Source organism: Frigidibacter sp. SD6-1, from assembly GCF_030143255.1.
Taxonomy (GTDB): Bacteria; Pseudomonadota; Alphaproteobacteria; order Rhodobacterales; family Rhodobacteraceae; genus TMP-24.
In genome coordinates this window covers 100,270-123,955 of the sequence record NZ_JARJNR010000007.1, presented here as the reverse complement: position 1 = coordinate 123,955, position 23,686 = coordinate 100,270, and the positions used below count along the sequence as shown (strand labels likewise).

Sequence of the window (23,686 nt, the reverse complement as noted above, 5' to 3'; positions counted from 1 at the left end):
AAGGACCAATCTAGTGACCCCGGGCCGCCGCCTCAACCTTCCGGCGCCGTTCCCAAAGTCGCAGCCAGACAGGCGAGCAGGCTTTCGCCGTCGGGTCGCGCTGCAACGCAGATCGTTGCACCCTCCGCCTCGACCAGTTCTGCGGCGATGGCCGGGCTGAGTGCCGCGAGCCGGAGCGGTGCCCTGTGCCCCCCGGCAGCCGCAAGGAAAAGCCGCGCCGAACGGGGCGAGAAAATGGGAACAAGCACCGGTCGGTCGGCGGCGAGCAGTGCCTGTGCCTCCGCCGAAAGCGGGACGGGGTCCTGACAGTAGGTTTCCACAGAAATCGTCTCTATTCCGGCAGAAACCAGCAATTCCGGCAGATCGACCGCCCGCTCGCGACCATGTGGCCAGAGCAGCCGCCGACCGGCGGCTTCCTTGCGCAGGACGGCGGCAAGGCGCTGGGCATCGCCGGGGCCCGGGTGCGCGTCGAAGCCATGTTTGACAGCAACCTCGGCCGTGCGTTTGCCTACACACCAGGCGGGCAGATCGCGTGCGGGGCTGATCCGGCAGAAGGCCTCGACCGCGGTCTCGGAGGTGAAGATCACACCGTCTATGGCGCTCAGGTCGATCCTGGGCGACAGGTAGCGAACATTCATCAAAGGCGCGATCACCACGGGCCAATCCGCCCCGAACCGCGCGCGGAAGGCCGCAGCGAAGCGGCGCGAGGCGGCTTCGGGCCGGGTCAGCAGCACTGTCGGGCGTGGCCGCTCTGTCATCCTAGTGGGTCATCCATTGCGCGATGGTTCGGCATTGTCGGATCGCCGCCCCGGTGTTACCTGCCGGGGGACCGGCTTGCAACGATGGAGCCATGGCAGAGACGCTGACATATCTCGGCATCGAAAGCAGCTGCGACGATACCGCGGCGGCTGTCGTGCGCCTTGAGGATGACCGTGGTGCGGTTCTGGCGTCGGTCGTGCAGGGCCAGACCGCGCTTCATGCCGATTTCGGCGGCGTGGTGCCTGAGATCGCGGCGCGCGCGCATGCCGAGCGGCTGGATCTGGTAACCGCCGAGGCGCTGGAAGCGGCGGGCGTGAGACTGGCGGATCTGGACGGGATCGCGGTGACGGCCGGGCCGGGGCTGATCGGCGGGGTGATGTCGGGCGTGATGTTCGCGCGCGGGCTTGCCGCCGGGTCTGGCCTGCCGCTTCTGCCGGTCAACCATCTCGCGGGCCACGCATTAACCCCGCGCCTGACCGACGGGCTGGCCTTTCCTTATCTGATGCTTCTGGTTTCGGGCGGGCATTGTCAGTTTCTGATCGTCCGGGCGCCGGACCAGTTCACGCGCCTCGGCGGCACGATCGACGATGCGCCGGGCGAGGCGTTCGACAAGGTGGCAAAGCTTCTGGGCCTTGGCCAGCCGGGCGGACCACTGGTCGAGGCGGAAGCCTCGCGCGGCGACCAGGGCCGCTATGTCTTTCCGCGCCCGCTGCTGGACCGGCCGGGGTGTGACATGTCCTTTTCCGGCCTCAAGACCGCGATCCTGCGCGCCCGCGATGCGATCGTGGCCGACAAGGGCGGACTGACCCTTCAGGACCGCGCCGACCTGTGCGCCGGTTTTCAGACGGCTGTCGCGGCGGTCCTGACCGAAAAATCCCGCCGGGCGCTGGCGGTCTATCTGGCCGAACAACCCGCCCAGCCCGCTTTCGCGGTTGCGGGCGGCGTCGCCGCCAATGGGGCGATCCGCATGTGGCTGACCGATCTGTGCGCGGGCCTCGGCGTCCGCTTCACGGCGCCGCCCTTGTCGCTGTGCACCGACAATGCGGCGATGATCGCCTGGGCGGGGATCGAACTGCACCGAATTGGCCAGCGTCCCGCGGGCGAGATCACGGCCCGTCCGCGCTGGCCGCTCGATGACAGCGCGCCCGCGATGCTCGGGTCCGGCAAGAAGGGGGCGAAGGCATGAGGATCGCGGTTCTGGGGGCGGGGGCCTTCGGCACGGCCCTGGCGGTGGCGCTGGCGCGGGGCGGTGAAAGCGTGGGCCTCTGGGCGCGGAATGAGGGCCAGGCGGCGGCGATGAAAGCCGGGCGCGAAAACGCGGGCCGCCTGCCGGGGGTGAAAATACCAGAAACAGTGTCTGTTTCTGCTGAAATCGCCGATTTTCGCGCCGCGGATACCCTGCTGTTGGCAGTTCCGATGCAGTCGCTCGCGGGCTTCGTGGGCCGCCATCGAGATGCACTTGCCGGACGCGCGCTGGTGGCCTGCGCCAAGGGGATCGACCTGACGAGCCTGCGCGGGCCGACCGCGATACTGGCCGAGCGCTTCGCGGGCAGCCACCCCGCCGTCCTGACCGGGCCGAGCTTTGCCGCCGACATTGCGCGCGGCCTGCCCACCGCGCTGACGCTCGCCTGCGCCGATGAGGTGCGGGGCGCGGCGTTGCAGGACCAGCTTTCGACCCCGGTCCTGAGGCTCTACCGCACGACCGACGTGACCGGGGCGGAACTGGGCGGCGCCCTGAAGAACGTCATCGCCATTGCGGCGGGGGTGATCGCGGGCGCGGGGCTGGGCGATAGCGCGCGCGCCGCCCTGATGACGCGCGGCTTTGCCGAGATCGTGCGGCTGGCCGAACGGCTGGGGGCACGGGGCGAAACTTTGATGGGTCTGTCCGGGCTTGGCGACCTGATCCTGACCTGCACCTCGGATCAGTCGCGGAACTTCCGCTATGGCCGGGCGCTCGGCGCCGGAACCGCCTTTGACACGCGAACCACCGTCGAGGGGGCGGCCACGGCGAAAGCTGCGCTGGCATTGGCGCAAAAGCTCGGCATCGACGTACCCGTGACTGCGATGGTCGCGGCGCTGGTTGACGGTCGCGTAAGCGTCGGGGAAGCTATGGCGGCGCTGATGGCGCGCCCGTTGAAGAAGGAATGATGATGCGTTTCGCCGTGATCTGCCGCGACAAGCCCGGTGCGCTTGAGCTGCGCCTTGCCAACCGCGCCGCCCACCTTGCCTATATCGAGGAAACCGGCGTGGTCGAGATGGCCGGTCCGTTTCTGGACGGTGGCCAGATGGTCGGTTCGCTGGTGATCCTGACGACCGACAGTCTTGAGGCAGCGAACGCCTGGGCGGCGGGCGATCCCTATGGCAAGGCAGGGCTTTTCGACAGCGTCGCGGTCATCGAATGGAAGAAGGTGATCGGCTGATGGCCTACTGGCTTTTCAAATCCGAACCCGACACCTGGAGCTGGGACCAGCAGGTCGCCAAGGGCGCCGCGGGCGAGGAATGGCACGGCGTGCGCAATTATCAGGCCCGCAACAACATGCGGGCGATGAAGGTGGGCGAGCGCGGCTTTTTCTACCATTCCAATATCGGGAAAGAGATCGTCGGCGTGGTCGAGGTCAGCGCGGAAAGCGCGCCCGACAGCACCACCGATGATCCGCGCTGGGACTGCGTCCATATCCGCGCGGTGAAACCCTTCGCGCGGCCGGTGACGCTTGAGGATTGCAAGGCGCATCCGGGTCTGTCGCAGATGGTGCTGGTGAACAACATGCGCCTGTCGGTCCAGCCGGTTACGGACGAGGAATGGCACATCATCTGCGGGCTGGGCGGGATCGAGGCCTGAGATTTCGCTTGGCCGCGCGGCGGTTGCAGGCCATCCTCCCGCCCGCGTGAACCGAGGGAGGACGCGATGGAACTTCTCAATGTGCTGGCGGCGGCGGTCGGCGCCTATGTCTTCGGTGCGGTCTGGTACATGAGCCTCAGCAAGGCCTGGATGGCGGCCTCCGGCGTTCAGGCCGGGCCGGACGGACGGCCCGCGAACGGGTCGAGCCCGATGCCCTATGTCACCGGCTTTCTGGCGATGGTCGTGGTCGCCGGCATGATGCGGCACATTTTCGCGATGGCGGGCATCGATACGGTCGGCAAGGGCATTCTCGCGGGCCTGGGAATCGGCGCTTTCTTCGTCATGCCGTTCCTGGCGATGAACTATGCGTTTGCGATGCGCACGTCGAAGCTGACGCTGATCGACGGCGCCAATGCGACGATCGCCTGCGCGATCATGGGCGCCATCCTGATGCTGTTCTGAAAGAAAAAGGGTCCCGGCGCCGCTGGCCGGGACCCTTTCCACCCGAGTGCACCCCTGCACCACGTGAAATCCGGGTCTCGGCCATCCTGGCCTGACAAGGGAAACATACCCCGCATCACCCTGCCCCCGCAAGGGCAGAGTGTCTAAAATTTCAAGAGAAACAGCGGGTTACATAAACTTTCCGTTAGGAAATACGGAAAGGGAACGCGATATTACTTGTAAACTTTCTCTTTGCCGAAATGCTTGGTCAGCATGTAGTAGATCACCGGGCGGTACTTGTTGCGCTCGGACTTGCCATAGGTTTCGATCACGGCATTGATCGCCGCCATCAACTCCGGCCCGTCCTTGAGGCCGAGCTTCTTGATGAGGAAATTGGTCTTCACCAGCTCAAGCTCGGACGACTGGCTTGCCGCGACGGTTTCGGAATCGGCGCTGTAGATCGCCGGACCGCAGCCGATCGTGACCTTGGTCAGAAGATCCATGTCTGGGGTCATCTTGCATTTGTTCTTCAGATCGTCCGCATATTTGGCGATCAGTTCATCTCTCTTTCCCATCTTACATCCACCCGTTCCGATTTATGTTGATCTTCAAGACGGCCGCCGCCGCCCGGGCGAAAGCTTACGGTCGGTTCCGCCTTCTTGGCAAAGTGAAAGATCGGGCTTTTTTCACCCCAAAAGGAAAAAGGGGCGGAAAACCGCCCCTTCTCCAGACCTTTCCGGAAGGTCAGTAGCGATAATGGTCCGACTTGAACGGGCCCTCGACAGTCACGCCGATATAGTCGGCCTGGTCCTTGCGCAGCTCGGTCAGCTTCACGCCGATGCGCTTGAGGTGCAGGCGCGCGACCTTTTCGTCGAGGTGCTTGGGCAGGATATAGACGCCAGGGGCATAGTCCTTGCCCTTGGTCCAAAGTTCGATCTGCGCCAGCACCTGGTTGGTGAAGGAGGCCGACATCACGAAGGACGGATGGCCCGTGGCATTGCCAAGGTTCAAGAGCCGGCCCTCGGACAGGAGGATGATCTTGTTGCCCGACGGCATCTCGATCATGTCGACCTGATCCTTGACGTTGGTCCATTTGTGGTTCTTCAGCGCGGCCACCTGAATTTCATTGTCGAAATGGCCGATGTTGCCGACGATGGCCATGTTCTTCATCGCGCGCATATGCTCGATGCGGATCACGTCCTTGTTGCCGGTCGTGGTGATGAAGATGTCGGCGCTGGCGACCTCATCTTCCAGAAGCGTGACCTCATAGCCGTCCATCGCCGCCTGCAGCGCGCAGATCGGGTCGATCTCGGTCACCTTCACGCGGGCCCCGGCACCCCGCAGCGAGGCGGCAGAGCCCTTGCCCACGTCGCCATAGCCGCAGACGACCGCGACCTTGCCCGCCATCATCGTGTCGGTGGCGCGGCGGATACCGTCGACCAGCGATTCCTTGCAGCCGTACTTATTGTCGAATTTCGACTTGGTGACAGAATCGTTCACGTTGATCGTGGGGAAGGGCAGAAGACCTTTCTTGTGCAGATCATACAGGCGGTGAACGCCGGTCGTGGTTTCTTCCGACACGCCCTTGATCGCGGCGCGCTGCTTGGTGAACCAGCCGGGGCTTGCCGCCAGACGCTTCTTGATCTGGTTGAAGAGGCAGACCTCTTCTTCCGAGGTCGGAACCTCGATAAGGTCTTTCTCACCGGCTTCGACGCGGGCGCCCATCAGGATGTAGAGCGTCGCATCCCCGCCATCGTCGAGGATCATGTTGCAGGTGCCGCCTTCGCCGCCGAACTGGAAGATCTTGTCTGTATATTCCCAGTATTCCGCCAGCGTTTCGCCCTTGATCGCGAAGACCGGCGTGCCGGAGGCGGCGATGGCCGCTGCGGCATGGTCCTGGGTCGAGAAGATGTTGCACGAGGCCCAGCGCACGTCGGCGCCAAGCGCGGTCAGCGTTTCGATCAGCACGGCGGTCTGGATCGTCATGTGCAGCGATCCGGCGATCTTCGCGCCCTTCAGCGGCTGGGCCGCGCCATATTCCTCGCGCAGGGCCATCAGGCCCGGCATTTCGGTTTCCGCGATGTCGAGTTCCTTGCGGCCGAAGGCGGCAAGCGAAATGTCTTTGACGATATAGTCCTGAGCCATCAGGCCGTGCTCCTCAATCAAGATTTGCGGTCAGATAGCATTCCCTTCCCCTCGGAGCAATCAACCCTGTGGGCTGGGTGAATTTGCCCGAAATATCCGCCCGCGAAGCGCGATTTGTAGAAACGGCGGCAACCGGTCGACCAGTTGCCCGGCCTGAACGGCCAGCACCATGCACAATGGCGGCATGGCAAGGAAGAAGAGAAGGTAGGACGGGTCATGTTCCGACCCGGCGATCCGCGACCAGGGCAGCCAGAAAACCCCGATGACGCAAGCGTGCGACAGATAGGCAAGATAGCTGTGCCGCCCCCATTCTGCGACGCTTCGGGCGGTCGGATTTTCGACCAGCGCATAGGCGATGGCGACGATCAGGCAGCCGATACCCGCGCGGCGCAGAAGGTCATGGATGATCTCGAACGGGAAACCGCGGCCCGGATAGAGGTGGTAGAGCAAGGTTGCGGCGATGCTGAAGCCGAACCCCCAGACGAGGGAGAAGCGCGGTTCGGCAAGGCGCGCGATCGTCCAGCCGCTTCGGGCGCAGGCGGCACCCAGAACCATGAACGTAAAAATCTGGGGCCGGAACAACAGCGGTTCCGTGTGGGGCAGAAAGTTCACCCCGATCGCGATCAGGACGCTCAGCACCGGCGACATCCGGACGAGTGGCGCCATGAGCCGCAGCATCAGCGTCGCCGCGATCAGGTCGCGCACAAAGAACAGCGACTGGTTGGCGGTGCGCCCGGCAAGGCCGGTCCAGCCGTTGAGCCAGCCAATCCAGCCCTCGCCGACCAGCGCCACCGCGTTCGACGGCGCGCCGATCCGGCCGCGCAGCCAGGCCATCACGAGGAAGATCGCGCTCCAGACCAGCATGGGCAGCAGGATCGAAAAGCCGAGGCGGCGCGCGATATCGGGCAAGGGCTTGGTGACGCCGGTGGACCAGAAGAGATAGCCCGACACGAAACTCAGAGTCGTGACACTGACCCTGCCGAGCGTCTCACCGAAGAAAACCCCGGCGGCAGCGCCCGGCCCGTCGCTGATGTAAGACGCCACGGCAAGACCCGGCGTGACATGGACCCACATCATGCAGGTGATGCAGATCACGCGCACAAGTTCGATCTGAATGCTCTCGTCCCGGGTCACGCTGCTGGGGCTCCGCACAGCCGTTTGATTGACGAACCCGTCCCGGCACTCGTAAGGAACGGTTCAGAGCAACATCCACGAACCCCGGCCGGTCAAGCGGCCGCCGCGCGGGTCGTGCGGTTTCGGGTGAACTGTGGCCAATAAGCGTGCATGGCAGAGAATGCTGTCGGGGCGGCGGCTGGACCTTCTGGACCCGACGCCCATGGATATCGAGATCGCCGATATTGCCCATGGGCTGGCCTTCGTCGCGCGCTGGAACGGGCAGACGGTCGGCGACTGGCCCTATTCGGTCGCCGAACATTCGCTGCTGGTCGAGGAGATATTTTCGCGCCTCAATCCCGGCATCGGCGCGCGCTGGCAATTGGCGGCGCTTTTGCATGATGCGCCGGAATATGTGATCGGCGACATGATCAGCCCGGTGAAGGCCGCCGTCGGGCCGGGCTACGGGCTTCTGGACGAACGGCTGACGGCGGCGGTCCATCTGCGTTTCGGCCTGCCCGCGAGCCTGCCCGTCGCGATCAAGAAAGAGATCAAGCGCGCCGACCGGATTTCGGCCTGGGCCGAGGCGGTGCAGATCGCGGGCTTCACGCGGGCGGAGGCCGACCGGTTCTTCGGCCGTCCTCCGCATCAGGATCTTCCGGCAATCGACATCCGGCTGCGGCCGCCGGCCGAGGTGCGCGCCGCCTTCGTCGCGCGTCACAGCGATCTTCTCGGGGCGGCCTAGCCAAGGATCCCCGCGAAGGAAAGCCAGCGGCGGCGGCGGCGAGGCTCGCGCGCTTCGAGTATCTGGCGCGCGCGCCGTTCCTCGGGCCAATCCGCCTTGCGATGGGGCAGATCCTGGAAGGTGGCGACATAGAGGGTATCGGCGAGTATGTTCAACATTTTCTTCTCCATTCGTCGAAGTTTCTGATTGAAAACTACGCGCCATTGAAGAAAACTCCCAATCAATTGGATTTCCTGTATGTTAGGAAAACTAACATATGTCGCAGATCGACTGGCTGAATTTCCCGCCGCTCTCTGCCCTGCGCGCGCTTGAAGCGGCCGTGCGCCTTGGCGGCTACAGCGCCGCCGCGCGGGCGCTGAACGTCACCCATGCCGCGATCGCCCAGCAGGTTCGCGGGCTGGAGGAGTTCCTCGGTCGCCCGCTTGTCCATCGCGAGGGCCGCCAGCTGGTCTTCTCGGACGAGGCGCAGGAACTGGCCGCCGCCGCCAACCGGGGGTTCGCCGAAATGCAGACGGCGCTGATGGCGCTCAGGGCGCGGCAGAAGCCGAATGCGCTCTCGGTGACCACGACGCCGATCTTCGCCGAACGCTGGCTGATGCCACGCCTGCGCGATTTCTGGATGCGCCATCCCGACATCACCCTGACGCTGCGGGCCGAACAGGATGTCGTCGACCTCCGGCGCGAAGGCATCGATGTCGCGATCCGTTACGGGCTCGGGCACTGGCCCGGCGTCGAGGCAGAGTTCCTGACCTCGGCGCGGATGATGGCGGTCGGCGCCGAAAGCCTGTTGCAAGGCCGCGCTGACCCTTCACCCGGGGACCTGAAGGACCTGCCGTGGGTGCTGGAACAGGGCTGGCCGGAAACGGAGCAATGGCTGGCCTGCAGCGGCGTGGACTTGTCGGGCAGCGCCAAGAGCTATTTCCTGACCGAGGAACTGATGCTGGCCGCGGGTCGCGCCGGGCTTGGCCTGTTCGTGGCCAGCTCGGCCATCGTCGAACAGGACATAGCCGAGGGTCGCCTGCGTCTGCTGCTGGACGACTGCAACGATACCCACAGCGGCTATTTCATCGTGACAGCGCCGGGGCCGCTGACGGTTGCAAAGCGGACTTTCATCAAATGGCTGCGCGCGCAAGCGCAGGGCGGGCCGTCATGACGCCCGGCTTGCAGGTCACCCCATCTCGGGCGTGCCGCCCCTTTGGCGGATGCGGCGCGCATCGACCCGGGTGATCCATATCGCAAGCCCGATCCAGCTGACGACATAGATCAGCCCTCCGGCCAACACGACCTCGCCCGGTATCGGGCCGATATCGGCGCGGTTCACGAAGCCCGCGAAGCTTTGCACCGGCACCGGATGGACAGTGATCTTGCCGCAATAGGCCAGGGTCTGGATCAGGAGGATCCAGAGGTAGTTCGACCGAACCCGCCGCGCGACCGCCACCAGATAGGAAACGTGATAGCGAGGGTGGGCATAGTCATCGGCGAGGATGCGCTGCCAGTTCATCTCGGTATGCAGATCGCCGTCCTGCAGCATCGGCACGTAGAAATTCCGCTCCAGCCAGCGCGAACGGGCGCGCCAGACGCTGAAATAGCGGTAACGCCGCGCCTCGAGCGCGAGGAAGAGCATGATCAGGATGCCGACCAGCACCAGCGGCAAGGGCGAGGCGCCGGGCGAGGAATAGGTGATCGACAAAGCCACGCCGAGCGTGACCACCGACCAGTTGGTGGTCGTGTCGAGCCGCGTCCGCCAGATGGTGGAGCGGTAGACCTCGCCCCGATACAGATGCGCAAGCGCGCCGATCTCGGCGGCGGAAAATTCGTTCGCATCGCTCGCGCGGCGTTTTTCCGACATGGCCCCTCCCTCGCGCGCCTTCGCGGACCCTGGAAGGGACCGGCGCGTCTTGGTTCTATCAGGCGCCCGCCGAACCCTCGTGGCAAGTCTCAATCGCAGGAAATTTCGGCGATCTTCGCATAATCGGGCGGATAGCGGCCCGCGCCCATCACCCAACCGAGTCTTTCGGGGTCCCATTCGTTCACGAACTGCCAGACCGGCTTGCCGTCAGGCGTTACCTCGAACACCCTCCCGCCGTCGGTCTCTGTGATCAGAAGGTTGCCGTTCGGCTCCAGCTCCTGCTTGCCACGGAAGGGCGTGTAGAAAATGTTCCGCGCGTCGGACTGATAAGCCACGCGGCTGGCGCCGCTTGCGGGATCGATGAGCAATATGCGTGAGCCACCAAGTCCACCCAGGTGATTGTTCGATGCCCGCGCCACGCCCGCGGGCCGGTTGTCGAGCGCCGAGATCGTGCCGTCGGGGCGGAAATCGGCGTCGTGCTGCGAACGAAGCGGTCCGGCGAACCACCATTTCACGGCATGGCTCTCGCGGTCGATCACCCAGAGCTGCGAGAGGTTGCGGCTGGAGACGAGCACATCGCCTGCCTTGAACATCGGAAAGGCGGGGGCAAGCGCGTCGGACAGGACCTCGACATCGTTGATGTGCAGGACATCGTCGAGATGGGCGAAGTCGGCTTGCACCAACCCCGGACCCGGCCCTTTCAGAAGCGCGTCGAGGAGATTGATCTCCTCAAGCTTGGCGCCGGTGTCAGGGTCGAAACGGGCCAGATGGTCGAAGGCGAATGGCATCGGCGCGATCCTGAGTTCGCGGACCGGATCGGCGCCGATCGGCGTCCAGATGTCACCCTTGTCATCGACGAAGATCGCGTGATGGCTCCGGTCATGATTGCGCCATCTGATCTCGCCGCAGGCATCGAAGCGGACAAGCCCGCGCCCGTCGAGATTGGCCAGAACATCGCCGTTCGGAAAAAGGAAATCGCCGTGGATCAGCGCGTGATAGCGGTGCTTCATCTCGTCGGGGGCGATCTTGAAGAAATCGGTCGGCCATTCCTTCAAAAGAGTGCCGTCGGCGGCATAAAGCCGGAAACCCAGCACCTGCCCGAAAAGGCCAGCGACGAAGGTGACACCGGGCTGCATTTCGTCGGGCAGCGACAGCGTGACACCCGCGCCATCGTGGAAGCCGTCGCGCGGACGATCGACGATATGCTGGGACGGCCGGGCAAGGAGTGCATCGCGCGAATAGCTGTAAACCTCGGAGGCGCCCGAGATGGCATTCTTCAGGAGACCGGCGGGCGGCTTGCCGGTGACGCCCAGCCCGAGCCCGCCCGCGAAGGCAAGAAACAGGGCGCCAATCGCGGGAATGATCCACGCCTTTCCGCTGTTCGGTTCCGACACGGTTCCTCCCCGCAGCCCATTCGCACCTGTCCCAGTTAACCCCAAGCCGCCCGTCTAACCAAGTCTGCGGCGATTTGACGGCTCACGCGCGAACGATTGTTGACCTACATCAAAGCCCGGCGGCACCCTTCTCCGCATAAGCAACAGGACGCGAACAGTGAACAGGCGGCCCGAATGAGCGCCAACGACAGCCCTCCATCGCTTTATGCGGTGCATGAACCGGTGTTTCCGCGCCGGGTCAAAGGCACGTTCCGCAATCTGAAATGGATCATCATGGCGGTGACGCTGGGGATCTATTACATCACGCCCTGGCTCAGATGGGATCGCGGACCTTCGCTGCCCGATCAGGCGGTGCTGGTCGATCTGGCGAACCGGCGCTTCTTCTTCTTCATGATCGAGATCTGGCCCGACGAGTTCTATTTCGTTGCGGGCCTGCTGATCATGGCGGGGCTTGGCCTGTTTCTCTTTACCTCCGCGCTGGGCCGGGTCTGGTGCGGCTACGCCTGCCCGCAGACGGTCTGGACCGATCTTTACATCCTTGTCGAACGCTGGATCGAGGGCGACCGCAATGCCCGCGTCCGGCTGTACCATCAGAAATGGAACGCGCAGAAAATCCGGCTTCGCGCGATCAAGTGGGTGGTCTGGTTCCTGATCGGGCTCGCGACCGGCGGGGCGTGGATTTTCTATTTCACCGATGCGCCGACGCTCTTCTGGAACCTTCTGGACGGCACGGCCCATCCGGTCGCCTATGTCACGATGGGCCTCCTGACCTTCACCACCTTCTTCTTCGGCGGCTTCGCACGCGAACAGATCTGCATCTATGCCTGTCCCTGGCCCCGCATCCAGGCGGCGATGATGGACGAAGATACGCTGGTCGTCGCCTATCGCGAATGGCGGGGTGAGCCGCGCGGCAAGCTCAGGAAACCCGATGATCCAGAAGTTGAGAAGCAGGGCGACTGCATCGACTGCATGGCCTGCGTGAACGTCTGCCCGATGGGGATCGACATCCGCAAGGGCCAGCAGCTGGAATGCATCACCTGTGCCTTGTGCATCGACGCCTGCGACGAGGTGATGGACCGGATCGGCAAGCCGCGCGGCCTGATCGACTATATGGCGCTGAAGGATGAAACGCTCGAACGCGCGGGCGGCACGGCGCGCAATATCTGGAAACATATCTTCCGGCCGCGCACCCTGCTCTACACAGCACTGTGGGCCTCGGTCGGCGTGGCGATGATCGTGGCTCTGTTCCTGCGTTCGCCCATCGGCCTCAATGTCACGCCGGTTCGCAATCCCCTCTACGTCACGCTGAAGGACGGCACGATCCGCAATACCTACGAGGTGCGCCTTCACAACAAGCATGGCGAGGAGCGTCCTTTCCACATATCGGTGACGGCCGAGGAGGCGCTGGAGATTTCGCTCGAAGGGCGCGACAATACGGTGGTGAACGTCCCCGCAGACGGCACCCTGACCCAGCGCATCTATGTCACCGCCGCGCCCGGGTCGAAGGCGGCCGAGGGCGGGCTGCTGGAGATGCGCTTCTGGGTCGTCGATCTGACAGAGGCCACCGACCGGGTCAGCGCCGACACGGTCTTCCACGGCAAGGGAGAGTGAGATGGCGCGCGAACTCACAGGACGGAAGGTCTTTGCCATCACCGCCGGGGCCTTCGCCGTCATCATCGGCGTGAATGTCTTCATGGCGGTGAAGGCGGTCGGCACGTTTCCGGGGCTTGAGGTACAGAATTCCTATGTCGCCTCGCAGACGTTCGAGGCAGAGCGCGCGGCGCAGGAAAGGCTCGGCTGGACGCTTGGCTACCGGTATGAGGGGGGCGAGCTGATCCTGTCCTTCCGCGACCGCGCGGGCCAGCCGGTCCGGGCAAAGGACATCAGCGCGCTGATTGGCCGGACGACAGAGGCGGCGGAAGACAAGCGCCCCGCCTTTACCTTTCGTGATGGTGACTTCCGCGCGCCGGTCGATCTGGGTCAGGGCCGCTGGATGGTGCTCTTGGAGGCGCGGGCCGAGGATGGCACGCGGTTTCACCAGCGGCTTGATCTTTATGTGAAAGGCTAGGCCATGAGCCTTGCCGAACCCCTTTCCCTGTCGGCTTGCCCCGCCTGTGTCGCGCTGCCCGCGACCGAGATGCTGGTGCAGTCGCGGATGCGGGCGGCTTCCGAAGGAATTGTCCTGTCGATACCGGAGGCGAAGGACGGCATGGCGATGGCCGCGATCGAGCGGCGGCTTGCGGCAGAGCCGGGCGTCCTGTCGGCGCGCGTCAACCTGACCCGCCGCCGGGTCTCGGTTGTGGCCGCGCCCGAGGTTCTGCCCGAGCGGTTGATCTCGGTGCTGGAAGAGGTCGGCCAACCGGCGTTCGAGCTTGATCCCGGCCTTCTGACCACGACCGACAGCGAAAGGCGCGGGCGAGACCTTCTGATGCGTCTGGGCGTCGCCGGTTTCGCCATGATGAACATCATGCTTCTGTCGGTCGCTGTCTGGTCGGGGGCCGAGGATGCGACACGCGATCTTTTCCACTGGATCAGCGCGATGATCGCCCTGCCGACGCTCGTCTTCGCGGGCCAGCCCTTCTTCGCCTCCGCCCTCGCCTCGATCCGGGCACGGCGGCTGGGAATGGACGTGCCGATCTCGCTCGCACTGATCCTGTCGTCCGCCGTGTCGCTTTACGAGACGGTCATGGGCGGCGAGCATGCCTATTTCGACGCGGGCGTATCTCTGTGCTTCTTCCTCCTGATCGGCCGCTATCTCGATTATCGCTCGCGCGCTCAGGCCCGGTCTGCGGCAGAGGAGCTGGCGGCGCTGGAAGTGCCGCGTGCCATCCGGCTGGATGCCGACGGCGAGGCGCGGCTGGTGCCCGTGGCAGACGTTCTGCCGGGCGATCTGGTCCTCGTGCGCCCCGGCGCGCGGATGCCCGTCGACGGCGTGGTGGAGGCGGGGGCGTCCGAGACCGACCGCTCGCTCCTGACCGGCGAAACGCGGCCCGTGGCGGTGGAGACCGGGGCCTTGGTCAGTGCGGGCGAGGTCAACCTCACCGGTCCCTTGCAGGTGCGGGTTCAGGCGGCGGGTGCGTCATCGTCACTTCATCGGCTCGCCGATCTGGTGGCGGTCGCGGAAAGCGCGAAGAACCGCTATATCTCGCTCGCCGACCGGATGGCGCGGCGCTATTCGCCGATGGTTCATCTTCTGGCGCTCGGCGCGTTCCTCTTCTGGATCACCCGCACCCATGACATGCGGCTAGCGCTGAACATCGCCTCGGCGGTGCTGATCATCACGTGCCCCTGCGCCCTGGCGCTGGCGGTGCCGTCGGTCGTGACCTCCGCCTCGGGGCGGCTTTTCCGCAAGGGGCTTCTGGTCAAGGACGGTACGGCGCTGGAGCGGCTGGCTGAAGTGAGCCATGTGGTCTTCGACAAGACCGGCACGCTGACGATGGGTGCGCCGGAACCGGCGAACCTCGACAGCCTGACCAGCGAGGAGGCGCGCGTGGCGCTTGCTCTCGCGGACGGGTCCGCTCATCCCCTGTCGCGCGCGCTGGCTGAGGGTCTGAAAGCGCGCAATGTCAGCCCGGCAGTCGTGACCGACCTGCGCGAAATCGCCGGTTATGGGGTCGAGGGCCTGTGGCAGGGCGGTCGCGTGCGGCTAGGGCGTGCGGCCTGGGTCGGCGCGGAAGCGGCCGAGGGCAGCGCGAGCTATCTTGCCGTCGGCGCGGCGCGCAAGGCCCTGATCTTCACCGACCGCCTGCGGCCGGGCGCCGAGGAGGCGGTCGCGGCGCTGAAGGCGGCGGGCCTTGGCGTGACGCTCCTCTCTGGCGATGCGGAAGGTCCGGTGGCGGGGCTGGCCCGCTTGCTGGGGATCGAGACATGGCAAAGCGGCATGCTGCCCGCCGAGAAGGCCGCCCATATCGAGGGGCAGAAGGCGAAGGGCGCGCATGTGCTGATGGTGGGCGACGGGCTGAACGATACGGTGGCGCTCGCCTCAGCCCATGTCTCGGTCTCGCCCGCCTCGGCACTCGATGCCGCGCGCACCGCGTCCGACATCGTGCTGCTGGGCCAGTCGCTGGCGCCCATCGCCGAGGCGCGCACCATCGCCGTCAGGGCGCGGGCGCGGATCAAGGAGAATTTCGCGCTTTCGCTCGGCTATAACGCGCTCGCCGTGCCCGTGGCGCTGGCGGGTTTCGCCACGCCCCTGATCGCGGCTTTCGCCATGTCGACATCGTCGCTCCTGGTGACGCTCAACGCGCTGCGGCTGAAATAGGCGCCCGCGATGGAAATGCTCGTCATCCTCATCCCGGTCTCGCTTCTCTTGGGCGGCCTGGGGCTCGCGGCCTTCCTCTGGTCGCTGAAGACCCGCCAGTATGATGACCCGGACGGCGACGCGCAGCGCATCCTGAACAAGGACTGGGACGAGAGACCGAAGCCGTGATTGTCCGACGCTGGCGGTGCCGGATTTCGACACGAAATCCGGTCCGAAATCTTTGAAAGATTTCGGGCGGCGCGGCGCTGGAAGCGCTCACTTTACCCTGCCGGACTAAGCACCGTGCATTCCGTCCCGCGCGCGCTGAGGCGGCGGCAGGCGAGTTCGGCATCTTCCTGGGTCATGCCGACGAAATTGGCGTCGAACGCGCCTTTGCGACTTGAAACCTTGCGCAAGGCCTCGTCCAGCGTCGCCATCTCGACCAGCGCAGTGCGCAAGAGCTCGCGTTCGGCGTTGTAGCGTGAGGAAAAGCTGCCGACATTGATCCCCCATTCGCGGCCGTCCGAGGTGGACACGCGGGTGACGATTTCCAGGTCGGGATTCTTCGGCTCGACCGGCAGGTCGGCGCTTGTATCGGCACTGGCAAGGATCACCTCGGCCGCCGCTTCAGTTGCCGCGTCGGATGCTGCGACCGGCGCGGGCGGCGTCAGAAGGACCGCCTCGCTCAGCTGATTGTCGTCGGGCGTGACCGGGGTCGCTGCAGGTTCGACGACTGCCGCTGCGATCTCGAGATCCTTCGGAAGGTTGGCGCTTTCGGGGTCGGCAATCACATTCGCGGCAAGCGCGGTCTCGGCAGTCTCTTCGGACGCAGGCGTCGCTTCCGCAACCGCCGTCGGCGCATCTGTCACGGTGGCGCCGGGGCGGGCGGGCGGAACGGGCGTTGCCTTCGGTGCGATTGCCGATGCGGTGGCGATGGCAGCGGTCGCGTCTTCCTCGGGGGCCGCCGCGACCGCCTCTGCGCCGGGCGGCGCTTCGGTGGTCTCCGGCGCGGGCGTTGCGGTTCCGGCCGGTTCAGCCATGGCGAGCGTCTCGGGCTGCGGCGTCGCCGTCTGCTCGAAGGCGGGCTCGGCGTTCGCTTCGGCCAGGGCGGCATCGATGGTTCCGGCGAGCGAGGCCATCAGATCATCAGTCGCGGCGGCCATCTCTGCCGCCTCTGCGGTGATCTCGGCGTCGGGCGCCACTTCGGCTGCGGCGATGGCGAGCGGTGCCGCGAGCGGCCTTGGTCGCGGCCGCGGGCTCTCGGCGACAGCGACATTCAGGCGGATGGTCTTGCCTGCGGCGGGAACCGACGGATCGACGTTCGCCGCGATGGTTTCGGCCATCAGGTCTTCGTCCGGTTCGCTGATGTCGCCATTGTAGGCGATGGCGGGCGGGGGCGAGGTCTTGGCCTTGTTCGGCGCCTTGCCGAAACCGAGGTCCAGAAGCTCGGCCACGCGGGCATTGCGGTTTGCGGTCGATTTGCCGCCGAAGACGGTGGCGATGATGCGCTTGTTGCCGCGCTGGGCCGAGGCCACGAGGTTGAAGCCCGCGGGCGAGGTATAGCCGGTCTTGATCCCGTCCGCACCTTCGTAGCTGTCAAGGAAGCGGCGGTTGGTCGAGGCGACCTGCGCCATGCCCGCATCCGCCGTGCGGCGCGAGAAGAGGCCATAATATTGCGGATAATCGTAGAAGAGCCGCCGCCCGAGGATCGTCATGTCATGGGCGGTCGAAAGGTGGCCCTGCGCGGTCAGCCCGTTGGCGTTCTTGAAGGTCGTCTTCGACATGCCCATTGCTGCGGCGGTGCGGGTCATGCGCTTGGCAAAGGCGCTTTCCGTGCCTTCGATCGCCTCGCCGATCGCGGTTGCCGCGTCATTGGCCGACTTGATCGCGGCGGCGCGGATCAGATAGCGCAGCGCGATCCGCTGGCCCGGCTTCAACCCGAGCCGCGAGGGCGGCTGGGCGGCGGCATGTTTCGACACGGTCACCATCGTGTCGAGCGATATCTCGCCATGCTCGATCGCCTCGAACGCGATGTAGAGCGTCATCATCTTGGTCAGCGAAGCCGGGTGAAGGCGCGTGTTGGCATTGTCCTGATGCAGGACCTCGCCAGTGCGCGCGTCGATCACATAATCCGCGTAGGGCGCGGCCCAGGCGCCGGATGCCATAAGGACAAGCGCGAGCGCCTGAAGGAATAGAACGGACGCGTGCGCAATGCACCGCCGTAACATGGCGAATCTGTCTGTCACTGCCTACTGCCTCGCCCCGGTCTTTGCCGGGTTCTTTCTGATTTGCCTGTGACGATAGCACAGGGTCCAAAAGCCGAAAACAGCTTTTTATTCAAAGGCTTTTCCGTTGTTCTGCGTGCAACGGTATCTGCCGGATTTGGGCGGCCGTCCCATATTTGGTGGCCAGTCGGCGCTTCACCACAACATATCAGGTTCGCTCAGCCCTCGATTGCAGCGATCAGCGCAGGCAGATCGGCGATCCCGGCAAGGCTGCGGAAGCGCGGCTCGCCTTCGGGCGGCTGGTCATGTTCCAGCGCCCAGGTCAGTTCATGCGGCACATGAACGCCCCAGCCGCCAGCCGCGATCATCGGCAACACGTCGGATTTCAGCGAGTTACCGGCCATCAGCGCCCGTTCGGCGCCTGCCCCATGTCTTGCAAAAACCTGCTCGTACGTGCGGGCGGTCTTGTCCGAAACGATCTCGACGGCATGGAACAGGTCGCCGAGACCCGATTGCGCCAGCTTGCGCTCCTGATCCAGAAGGTCGCCCTTGGTGATCAGGATCAGCGGATGGCTGTCGGCCAGCGCCTCGACCGCCGCCCGCGCGCCCGCCAGAAGCTCGATCGGATGGGCAAGCATTTCCTGCCCCGCCGCGATCAGTTCGGCGATCACCCGGGCGGGTACGCGTTCGTCCGTCACCTCGATTGCGGTCTCGATCATGGAAAGGACGAAACCCTTGATGCCAAAGCCATAACGCCCAAGATTGCGCCGCTCGGCAGCCAGAAGCCGGGCATGCAGGTGATCGGAATCTGTGTAGTCCGCCAGAAGCCCCGCGAACCTTTCCTGCGTCATGCGGAAGAAGCGCTCGTTGTGCCAGAGCGTGTCGTCGGCGTCGAAACCGATGGCGGCGAGCCGCTGCATTATCTCTCCCCGAGGTGACAACGGACAAGTTGCGGAAAGGCAACCCTTTCGTCATCTTCGCATTCGACTATAATATTCGCCCTGACGCCTGCCGATTCCAAGGAGCATTTCGCCCGTGTCCCGCCTGCCCGACATGATGACCGACCCGCGGGACGGAACCGAGGGTGACGCCTCTGTCGCGACGAAGACCAAGCCCAAGACCCAGCGCCCGCCGCTCTACAAGGTCATGCTCCTGAACGACGATTACACGCCGATGGAATTCGTCGTCCATATTCTTGAGCGGTTCTTTGGGCTCAATCACGCCCAGGCGTTCGAGATCATGCTGACCGTCCACAAGAAGGGTCTGGCGGTCGTCGGGGTCTTTTCGTTCGAGATTGCCGAGACGAAGGTGGCGCAGGTGATGGATTTCTCGCGCCGTCACCAGCACCCGCTGCAATGCACGATGGAAAAGGAATAGGCGCGGGCCATGGGATCGTCGCGCCTTGAGGATGCGCTCGCCGAGGCGGGCGGCTGGCCCGCATCGGGCCGCATCCTGATACTGCGCCCGACGCTTGCCAGCGATCTGGGCTGCGTGCCGCGTGACCGCGCGGTGATCGTCACCGGCTTCCGCCCCGATTTCGATGCCTTCCGCGAACGCGGCTGGACGGTGGCCGAGGCGCCCGAAGGCGACTTTGCCGGGGCGCTGATCTTCCTGCCGCGCGCCCGGGCGCTGGCGCGGGCGCTGATCCATCAGGCGGCGATGCTGATGCCAGGGGGCGCCCCGATCTGGATCGACGGACAAAAGCATGACGGGATCGAGGCCGCGCTGAAGGACATCCGCTCGCGTGTGTCTCTGCTGGCGCAGGCCTCCAAGGCCCATGGCCGCGCTTTCGGTTTCGCCAATCCCGGCACCGGCGCTTTCGACGGCTGGCAAGCCGCCCCGCACGAGGCCGTTGCCGGCTTCGTCACCCGCCCCGGGGTCTTTTCCGCCGACGGGATCGACCCAGGCTCGGCCCTGCTCGCGCGCCATCTGCCCGCCGACCTGCGTGGCAAGGGCGCCGATCTTGGCGCGGGCTGGGGCTGGCTCGCCGCGCAGGTTCTTGCCCGGCCGGGCGTGAAAGCGCTGCATCTGGTCGAGGCGGAGGCAGAGGCCGTTGCCTGCGCGCGGGAGAATGTCACCGATCCGCGCGCCATCTTTCACTGGGCCGATGCCACCCGCTTCCGCCCGCCCGCTCTTCTGGATTTCGTGGTGACGAACCCGCCTTTCCATGTCTCGCGCGCCGCCGATCCCGCCCTTGGCGCCGCCTTCATCGAGGCCGCGCGCGGCATGCTCGCCCCATCGGGCCAACTCTGGCTCGTCGCCAACCGGACGCTGCCTTACGAGGAGGCGATGGCTCAGGCGTTCCTCGAGGTGCGCCAGATGGCGAGCGAAGGTGGCTTCAAGGTGCTGATGGGCATGAAGCCGCGCTTCAGGAAGCGCTGAGCCAGATCAATCCTCGACTGTCAGGAAGGGCGTGCCTTCCTCGATCCGGCCGATGATCGCTGCTTCCTCGCCCAGAGCCCGCAAGGCATCGACGAGCTTGTCGGCCTCTCCCGCCGGAACCGTCGCCAGCAAGCCGCCTGCCGTTTGCGGATCGAACAGCAGCTCGGCCTTCGGCCCGTCGCTGTAGAACATCCGCGCGCGGGCCCGAAGATTTGCGGGCAGCAGGCTCGACCCATGTCCTGAAGCCGCCAGCTCGACCGCGCCGGGCAGGGTGGGAACTTCCGACAGCCGGAGAGTCGCCGCCACGTCTGATGCATCGAGGATCGACAGAAGATGCCCGGCAAGGCCGAAGCCGGTGACATCGGTCATCGCGGTCGCATGGGGCGCAAGCAGCCGCGCCGCAGCACCTTGCGGGCGCTGCATATGGGCAAGAGCCCCCGCCACCACCCTGCCCGGGGCCGCCCCCAGCATCTCGGCCGCCATGATCACGCCGATGCCGATCGGCTTCGTCAGGACGATCGCCTGCCCGGGCCGCGCGCCTGCGTGCGTCACGGGGCGCGGCGCAAGGCCCGTCACGGTGAAGCCGATGGTCAGTTCGGCCCCGAGCGTCGTATGGCCGCCGACGATATCGGCGCCCTCGGGGGCAAAGACCGACAGCGCGCCCTCCATGATCTCGCGCAGCCACTCGGCCTGCAGGTCCTCAGCCATCGGCGGCAGGATGATCTGGGCGAGCGCGGCCTGCGGTTCCGCCCCCATCGACCAGACATCGCCAAGCGCGTGGATCGCGGCGATGCGGGCCATCACGTAAGGATCGAAGGTGAAGGCGCGCAGATGGTCGGTGGTGATGACCTGATGCGCGCCGCCGATCTTCAGGACCGCCGCATCGTCGCCCGCACCGGTCGCCACATCGGCCCTCTGTGGCGCAGGCAGCCGCGCCAGGGCCTGGTCGAGCGCCCCGCGCCCGGCCTTGGCCCCGCAGCCTCCGCAGAGCGGCCGGTCGGACGGCTTACCCGACGTGGCCGCAGCCGCCATCACCGGCAGGTCCTGGAACTTCGCCATGAACCTGCGGTCAATCCGGTCCTTCCAGCGCCAAAGCAGCCCGCCGTCGAGCCTCAGCCCCCATTTGTCGGCGACCGCGCCCTTGTGGCCGGTCGAGACGAGTTTCAGATAGTCTTTCTGCGGCTGATAGCAGGCGCGTGCCGTGCCTCCGCCTGCGACTGCTCTTAGATTGGCCAGAAGCACTGGCGCCTCACGCACCGCGAAGACCCCGGCCTTGGGGCGCGGCGCGTGGGCCAGATGGGCAATGTCGCCCACCGCGAAGATGCGCGGATCGCTTTCGCTCTGCAACGTCGGCCCGACCCGCACGAACCCGCCTTCAAGCGCCAGCCCCGTCGCGGCAAGCCAGCCGCCCGCCCGCGCCGCCGCCGTTCCGATGACGAAGCGGGCGGGAACTTTCTCACCCCCCTCGAGCACCACCCCTTCCGCCGTGCAGGCAACCGCCGCCCGCCCGGCATGAAGCGCGATCCCGGAACGGTGAAGATGCGCCATCAGCGCCGCCCGCGCCCCGCGCCCCACGGCGGCCAGAGGCTCCGCCACCTCGATCAGCGCCACACGGGCGCCCGGCCCCAGCCGGTGCCGCGCCGCCAGCGCCAGCTCGACCCCGGCAATCCCGGCCCCGATCACCGCCACCTCGGGCGCCGCAGCGCCCGCTGCCACCTGCGCGACGAACGCCTGCCAGCGGTCGGCAAAGGCGGCAAGCGGCTTGGCCGGAACCGCATGGTCGCGAAACCCCGGCAAGGCAGGCATGTCCGACGTCACGCCCACGTCAAGGGACAGATAATCATAGGCGATGTCCGCATGCCCCTCGACCTGCACGCGCCGCTTCTCCCGGTCGATCCCGACAGCGCGGCCAAGCATCAGCCGCGCGCCGGCGAAGCGCGCGAGCTTTACGAGGTCGATCTCCAGCGCCGCGCGCGGATAATGCCCGGCGACATGGCCGGGCAGCATGCCGGAATAGGCGGCGGCGGGCGCGGGGTCGATCAGCGTCAGCCGCACGCCGGGCAGGGGCGCCATCCCCCACTTGCGCAGGACCAGCGCATGGGCATGGCCGCCGCCCACAAGGACGATCTCCTGCGTGATCGGGTCGGGAAGCTTCATGAATGCTCTCCTCCCTCCCCTCCTAGATCGAAACCCGCCACCGCGAAAGAGCTGGCGGTCTGCCCTTCATCTTGGCTCAAATACCTCGGGGGTCCGGGGGCAGCGCCCCCGGCCCTACTTCAGGGAATCAAGGCTTGGACTTGCCGCGCACGGGGCGCTATTCAGGCCAAAAAGCGCGAGGATGGCATGAAGCGGATCTATGTGACGGGGGCGGCGGGCTTCATCGGCTACCATCTGGCCGAACATCTGCTGGACGAGGGCTTCATCGTCCATGGCTTCGACGGGATGACACCCTATTACGATCCGGCCCTTAAAGAGGCGCGGCTCGCGCGCCTGACGGGCCGGAACGGCTTCACCTTCACCCGCGGCATGCTGGAAGAGGCCGAGGCGCTTGCCGCCGACATCAAGGCTTTCCGCCCCGATGCCATCGTCCACCTCGCCGCGCAGGCCGGTGTGCGCTACAGCCTCGAGGCGCCGCGCTCCTACCTCTCATCGAACATCGAGGGCACGTTCAACGTGATGGAGGCGGCGCGCGACCAGGGCGTGAAGCATCTGATGATCGCCTCCACCTCCTCGGTCTTCGGCGCCAATACCGAGATGCCCTACCGGGAAACCGACAAGGCCGATACGCAGGTTTCCCTCTATGCCGCGACCAAGAAGGCGACCGAGAACCTCAGCCATTCCTGGGCGCATCTCTACAACCTGCCGACCACCTGCTTCCGCTTCTTCACCGTCTACGGGCCATGGGGGCGGCCCGACATGGCGCCCTTCAAGTTCACCCGCGCGATCCTTTCGGGCGAGCCAATCGAGGTCTACGGCCAGGGCAACATGTACCGCGACTTCACCTATGTGACCGATCTCGTCCGCGCGCTCAGGCTCTTGGTCGAACAGCCGCCTGTCCGCCCGTCGACGCCCGACCAGATCGCGCCGGGCGACAGCCTGTCGCCCGTGGCGCCCTGGCGCGTCGTGAATGTCGGCAATGGCGAGAAGGTGAGCCTTGGCGATTTCATCGCCGCGATCGAGGCGGCGGCAGGCCAGCAGGCGGTGAAGAAGCTGATGGGCATGCAGAAGGGCGATGTGGTCGCCACCTGGGCCGACAACAGCCTTCTTGCCCGCCTGACCGGCTATCGCCCCGAAACCGGCATCCGCGAAGGCATGGCGCGGTTCGTGGCCTGGTACCGCGATTATTTCGGCTTCTGACGCGCTGTCGAAGCCCGGGCCCCGCATGTGCGATTCCGCCCTTGACGCGGCCGGGGGCCTGACATACCTACGCCGCCCAAGTGGCTAGGTAGCTCAGCTGGTTAGAGCGTGCGACTCATAATCGCAAGGTCGAGGGTTCGAGTCCCTCCCTCGCCACCAAAACTTTCCCCGCAGAGCTTGGACGACACCCGCCGTGG

Annotated in this window: 24 protein-coding genes and 1 tRNA gene; 15 read left to right on the top strand and 10 right to left on the bottom strand. The window is 65.8% G+C overall.

The window, feature by feature from the left end; translation table 11 throughout:
• Positions 1-32: 32 nt before the first annotated feature.
• The gene (locus P0645_RS14120; protein ID WP_284165228.1) at positions 33-758 is read right to left on the bottom strand and encodes a uroporphyrinogen-III synthase; all 726 of its coding nucleotides are present in this window, start codon (positions 756-758) and stop codon (positions 33-35) included.
• Positions 759-850: 92 nt separating this feature from the next.
• Here P0645_RS14120 and tsaD point away from each other — a divergent pair, with 92 nt between their 5' ends.
• From tsaD to P0645_RS14095, 5 genes are all read left to right on the top strand, one after another.
• On the top strand, positions 851-1,945 hold the full coding sequence (gene tsaD / locus P0645_RS14115; RefSeq protein WP_284165227.1) for a tRNA (adenosine(37)-N6)-threonylcarbamoyltransferase complex transferase subunit TsaD: 1,095 nt from the start codon (positions 851-853) through the stop codon (positions 1,943-1,945).
• Positions 1,942-2,907, top strand: a complete 966-nt coding sequence (locus tag P0645_RS14110) for an NAD(P)H-dependent glycerol-3-phosphate dehydrogenase (protein ID WP_284165226.1) — start codon at positions 1,942-1,944, stop codon at positions 2,905-2,907. Before tsaD ends, P0645_RS14110 begins: the two co-directional genes overlap by 4 nt.
• Before the next feature lie 2 nt (positions 2,908-2,909).
• Positions 2,910-3,179 (top strand): YciI family protein, encoded by a 270-nt coding sequence (locus P0645_RS14105; RefSeq protein ID WP_284165390.1) that lies wholly within the window; start codon positions 2,910-2,912, stop codon positions 3,177-3,179.
• A complete protein-coding gene (locus P0645_RS14100) occupies positions 3,179-3,598 on the top strand; it encodes an EVE domain-containing protein (RefSeq protein ID WP_284165225.1) in 420 nt (139 codons plus the stop codon). Before P0645_RS14105 ends, P0645_RS14100 begins: the two co-directional genes overlap by 1 nt.
• Positions 3,599-3,664: 66 nt before the next feature.
• On the top strand, positions 3,665-4,060 hold the full coding sequence (locus tag P0645_RS14095; protein WP_284165224.1) for a DUF1761 domain-containing protein: 396 nt from the start codon (positions 3,665-3,667) through the stop codon (positions 4,058-4,060).
• 212 nt (positions 4,061-4,272) lie between these two features.
• Here P0645_RS14095 and P0645_RS14090 read toward each other — a convergent pair whose 3' ends face one another.
• From P0645_RS14090 to P0645_RS14080, 3 genes are all read right to left on the bottom strand, one after another.
• The gene (locus P0645_RS14090; RefSeq protein ID WP_284165223.1) at positions 4,273-4,614 is read right to left on the bottom strand and encodes a DUF2853 family protein; all 342 of its coding nucleotides are present in this window, start codon (positions 4,612-4,614) and stop codon (positions 4,273-4,275) included.
• Positions 4,615-4,783: 169 nt separating this feature from the next.
• Positions 4,784-6,184, bottom strand: coding sequence for an adenosylhomocysteinase (gene ahcY / locus P0645_RS14085; RefSeq protein WP_284165222.1), 1,401 nt, complete (start codon positions 6,182-6,184; stop codon positions 4,784-4,786).
• A 60-nt stretch (positions 6,185-6,244) separates the two neighbouring features.
• Complete coding sequence (locus tag P0645_RS14080; protein WP_284165221.1) at positions 6,245-7,318, bottom strand: acyltransferase family protein; 1,074 nt, start codon at positions 7,316-7,318, stop codon at positions 6,245-6,247.
• 160 nt (positions 7,319-7,478) lie between these two features.
• Between P0645_RS14080 and P0645_RS14075 the strand changes: the two genes are divergently transcribed.
• Positions 7,479-8,042, top strand: coding sequence for an HD domain-containing protein (locus tag P0645_RS14075; protein ID WP_284165220.1), 564 nt, complete (start codon positions 7,479-7,481; stop codon positions 8,040-8,042).
• On the opposite strand, the gene P0645_RS14070 is transcribed toward P0645_RS14075, so the two are convergent.
• Positions 8,039-8,200: a hypothetical protein gene (locus P0645_RS14070; protein WP_284165219.1), complete on the bottom strand. Its 162-nt coding sequence runs from the start codon at positions 8,198-8,200 to the stop codon at positions 8,039-8,041. The two genes, P0645_RS14075 and P0645_RS14070, sit on opposite strands and share 4 nt — an antisense overlap.
• A gap of 98 nt (positions 8,201-8,298) precedes the next feature.
• On the opposite strand from P0645_RS14070, the gene P0645_RS14065 reads away from it, so the two are divergent.
• On the top strand, positions 8,299-9,195 hold the full coding sequence (locus P0645_RS14065) for a LysR family transcriptional regulator (protein ID WP_284165218.1): 897 nt from the start codon (positions 8,299-8,301) through the stop codon (positions 9,193-9,195).
• Between the two features lie 15 nt (positions 9,196-9,210).
• Here the strand turns inward: P0645_RS14065 and P0645_RS14060 are convergent, their stop codons facing one another.
• Both P0645_RS14060 and P0645_RS14055 read right to left on the bottom strand, forming a co-directional pair.
• Complete coding sequence (locus P0645_RS14060; RefSeq protein ID WP_284165217.1) at positions 9,211-9,891, bottom strand: DUF2270 domain-containing protein; 681 nt, start codon at positions 9,889-9,891, stop codon at positions 9,211-9,213.
• Between the two features lie 89 nt (positions 9,892-9,980).
• Positions 9,981-11,285 carry an arylsulfotransferase family protein gene (locus P0645_RS14055; RefSeq protein WP_284165216.1) on the bottom strand — a complete coding sequence of 435 codons (1,305 nt, stop codon included), beginning with the start codon at positions 11,283-11,285 and terminating at the stop codon, positions 9,981-9,983.
• Positions 11,286-11,459: 174 nt separating this feature from the next.
• Here P0645_RS14055 and ccoG point away from each other — a divergent pair, with 174 nt between their 5' ends.
• From ccoG to ccoS, 4 genes are read left to right on the top strand one after another with little or no spacing between them, the layout of a single operon-like run.
• Positions 11,460-12,896: a cytochrome c oxidase accessory protein CcoG gene (gene ccoG / locus P0645_RS14050; RefSeq protein ID WP_284165215.1), complete on the top strand. Its 1,437-nt coding sequence runs from the start codon at positions 11,460-11,462 to the stop codon at positions 12,894-12,896.
• A gap of 1 nt (position 12,897) precedes the next feature.
• Complete coding sequence (locus tag P0645_RS14045) at positions 12,898-13,353, top strand: FixH family protein (RefSeq protein ID WP_284165214.1); 456 nt, start codon at positions 12,898-12,900, stop codon at positions 13,351-13,353.
• A gap of 3 nt (positions 13,354-13,356) precedes the next feature.
• Complete coding sequence (locus P0645_RS14040) at positions 13,357-15,546, top strand: heavy metal translocating P-type ATPase (protein ID WP_284165213.1); 2,190 nt, start codon at positions 13,357-13,359, stop codon at positions 15,544-15,546.
• A 9-nt stretch (positions 15,547-15,555) separates the two neighbouring features.
• Positions 15,556-15,714 (top strand): cbb3-type cytochrome oxidase assembly protein CcoS, encoded by a 159-nt coding sequence (gene ccoS / locus P0645_RS14035; RefSeq protein ID WP_284165212.1) that lies wholly within the window; start codon positions 15,556-15,558, stop codon positions 15,712-15,714.
• A gap of 92 nt (positions 15,715-15,806) precedes the next feature.
• Here the strand turns inward: ccoS and P0645_RS14030 are convergent, their stop codons facing one another.
• Together P0645_RS14030 and P0645_RS14025 are read right to left on the bottom strand one after the other, a co-directional pair.
• Positions 15,807-17,690: a D-alanyl-D-alanine carboxypeptidase family protein gene (locus tag P0645_RS14030; protein WP_284165389.1), complete on the bottom strand. Its 1,884-nt coding sequence runs from the start codon at positions 17,688-17,690 to the stop codon at positions 15,807-15,809.
• A gap of 278 nt (positions 17,691-17,968) precedes the next feature.
• On the bottom strand, positions 17,969-18,673 hold the full coding sequence (locus tag P0645_RS14025) for an HAD family hydrolase (protein WP_284165388.1): 705 nt from the start codon (positions 18,671-18,673) through the stop codon (positions 17,969-17,971).
• A 133-nt stretch (positions 18,674-18,806) separates the two neighbouring features.
• Here P0645_RS14025 and clpS point away from each other — a divergent pair, with 133 nt between their 5' ends.
• Positions 18,807-19,127, top strand: a complete 321-nt coding sequence (clpS, locus tag P0645_RS14020) for an ATP-dependent Clp protease adapter ClpS (RefSeq protein WP_420712576.1) — start codon at positions 18,807-18,809, stop codon at positions 19,125-19,127.
• A gap of 9 nt (positions 19,128-19,136) precedes the next feature.
• On the top strand, positions 19,137-20,132 hold the full coding sequence (locus P0645_RS14015) for a class I SAM-dependent methyltransferase (protein ID WP_284165211.1): 996 nt from the start codon (positions 19,137-19,139) through the stop codon (positions 20,130-20,132).
• Positions 20,133-20,138: 6 nt separating this feature from the next.
• On the opposite strand, the gene selD is transcribed toward P0645_RS14015, so the two are convergent.
• Complete coding sequence (gene selD / locus P0645_RS14010) at positions 20,139-22,289, bottom strand: selenide, water dikinase SelD (protein WP_284165210.1); 2,151 nt, start codon at positions 22,287-22,289, stop codon at positions 20,139-20,141.
• Positions 22,290-22,475: 186 nt separating this feature from the next.
• Between selD and P0645_RS14005 the strand changes: the two genes are divergently transcribed.
• The gene (locus P0645_RS14005; protein ID WP_284165209.1) at positions 22,476-23,489 is read left to right on the top strand and encodes an NAD-dependent epimerase/dehydratase family protein; all 1,014 of its coding nucleotides are present in this window, start codon (positions 22,476-22,478) and stop codon (positions 23,487-23,489) included.
• Between the two features lie 82 nt (positions 23,490-23,571).
• Positions 23,572-23,648 (top strand) — tRNA-Met (locus P0645_RS14000).
• Positions 23,649-23,686 lie beyond the last annotated feature (38 nt).

What these genes read in the sequence shown, in the direction of transcription:
- P0645_RS14120 (WP_284165228.1), bottom strand. Translation starts at nt 758, where the DNA reads ATGACAGAGCGGCCACGCCCGACAGTGCTGCTGACCCGGCCCGAAGCC.
- tsaD (WP_284165227.1), top strand. Translation starts at nt 851, where the DNA reads ATGGCAGAGACGCTGACATATCTCGGCATCGAAAGCAGCTGCGACGAT.
- P0645_RS14110 (WP_284165226.1), top strand. Translation starts at nt 1,942, where the DNA reads ATGAGGATCGCGGTTCTGGGGGCGGGGGCCTTCGGCACGGCCCTGGCG.
- P0645_RS14105 (WP_284165390.1), top strand. Translation starts at nt 2,910, where the DNA reads ATGCGTTTCGCCGTGATCTGCCGCGACAAGCCCGGTGCGCTTGAGCTG.
- P0645_RS14100 (WP_284165225.1), top strand. Translation starts at nt 3,179, where the DNA reads ATGGCCTACTGGCTTTTCAAATCCGAACCCGACACCTGGAGCTGGGAC.
- P0645_RS14095 (WP_284165224.1), top strand. Translation starts at nt 3,665, where the DNA reads ATGGAACTTCTCAATGTGCTGGCGGCGGCGGTCGGCGCCTATGTCTTC.
- P0645_RS14090 (WP_284165223.1), bottom strand. Translation starts at nt 4,614, where the DNA reads ATGGGAAAGAGAGATGAACTGATCGCCAAATATGCGGACGATCTGAAG.
- ahcY (WP_284165222.1), bottom strand. Translation starts at nt 6,184, where the DNA reads ATGGCTCAGGACTATATCGTCAAAGACATTTCGCTTGCCGCCTTCGGC.
- P0645_RS14075 (WP_284165220.1), top strand. Translation starts at nt 7,479, where the DNA reads ATGCTGTCGGGGCGGCGGCTGGACCTTCTGGACCCGACGCCCATGGAT.
- P0645_RS14070 (WP_284165219.1), bottom strand. Translation starts at nt 8,200, where the DNA reads ATGTTGAACATACTCGCCGATACCCTCTATGTCGCCACCTTCCAGGAT.
- P0645_RS14065 (WP_284165218.1), top strand. Translation starts at nt 8,299, where the DNA reads ATGTCGCAGATCGACTGGCTGAATTTCCCGCCGCTCTCTGCCCTGCGC.
- P0645_RS14060 (WP_284165217.1), bottom strand. Translation starts at nt 9,891, where the DNA reads ATGTCGGAAAAACGCCGCGCGAGCGATGCGAACGAATTTTCCGCCGCC.
- ccoG (WP_284165215.1), top strand. Translation starts at nt 11,460, where the DNA reads ATGAGCGCCAACGACAGCCCTCCATCGCTTTATGCGGTGCATGAACCG.
- P0645_RS14045 (WP_284165214.1), top strand. Translation starts at nt 12,898, where the DNA reads ATGGCGCGCGAACTCACAGGACGGAAGGTCTTTGCCATCACCGCCGGG.
- P0645_RS14040 (WP_284165213.1), top strand. Translation starts at nt 13,357, where the DNA reads ATGAGCCTTGCCGAACCCCTTTCCCTGTCGGCTTGCCCCGCCTGTGTC.
- ccoS (WP_284165212.1), top strand. Translation starts at nt 15,556, where the DNA reads ATGGAAATGCTCGTCATCCTCATCCCGGTCTCGCTTCTCTTGGGCGGC.
- P0645_RS14030 (WP_284165389.1), bottom strand. Translation starts at nt 17,690, where the DNA reads ATGGCATCCGGCGCCTGGGCCGCGCCCTACGCGGATTATGTGATCGAC.
- clpS (WP_420712576.1), top strand. Translation starts at nt 18,807, where the DNA reads ATGACCGACCCGCGGGACGGAACCGAGGGTGACGCCTCTGTCGCGACG.
- P0645_RS14015 (WP_284165211.1), top strand. Translation starts at nt 19,137, where the DNA reads ATGGGATCGTCGCGCCTTGAGGATGCGCTCGCCGAGGCGGGCGGCTGG.
- selD (WP_284165210.1), bottom strand. Translation starts at nt 22,289, where the DNA reads ATGAAGCTTCCCGACCCGATCACGCAGGAGATCGTCCTTGTGGGCGGC.
- P0645_RS14005 (WP_284165209.1), top strand. Translation starts at nt 22,476, where the DNA reads ATGAAGCGGATCTATGTGACGGGGGCGGCGGGCTTCATCGGCTACCAT.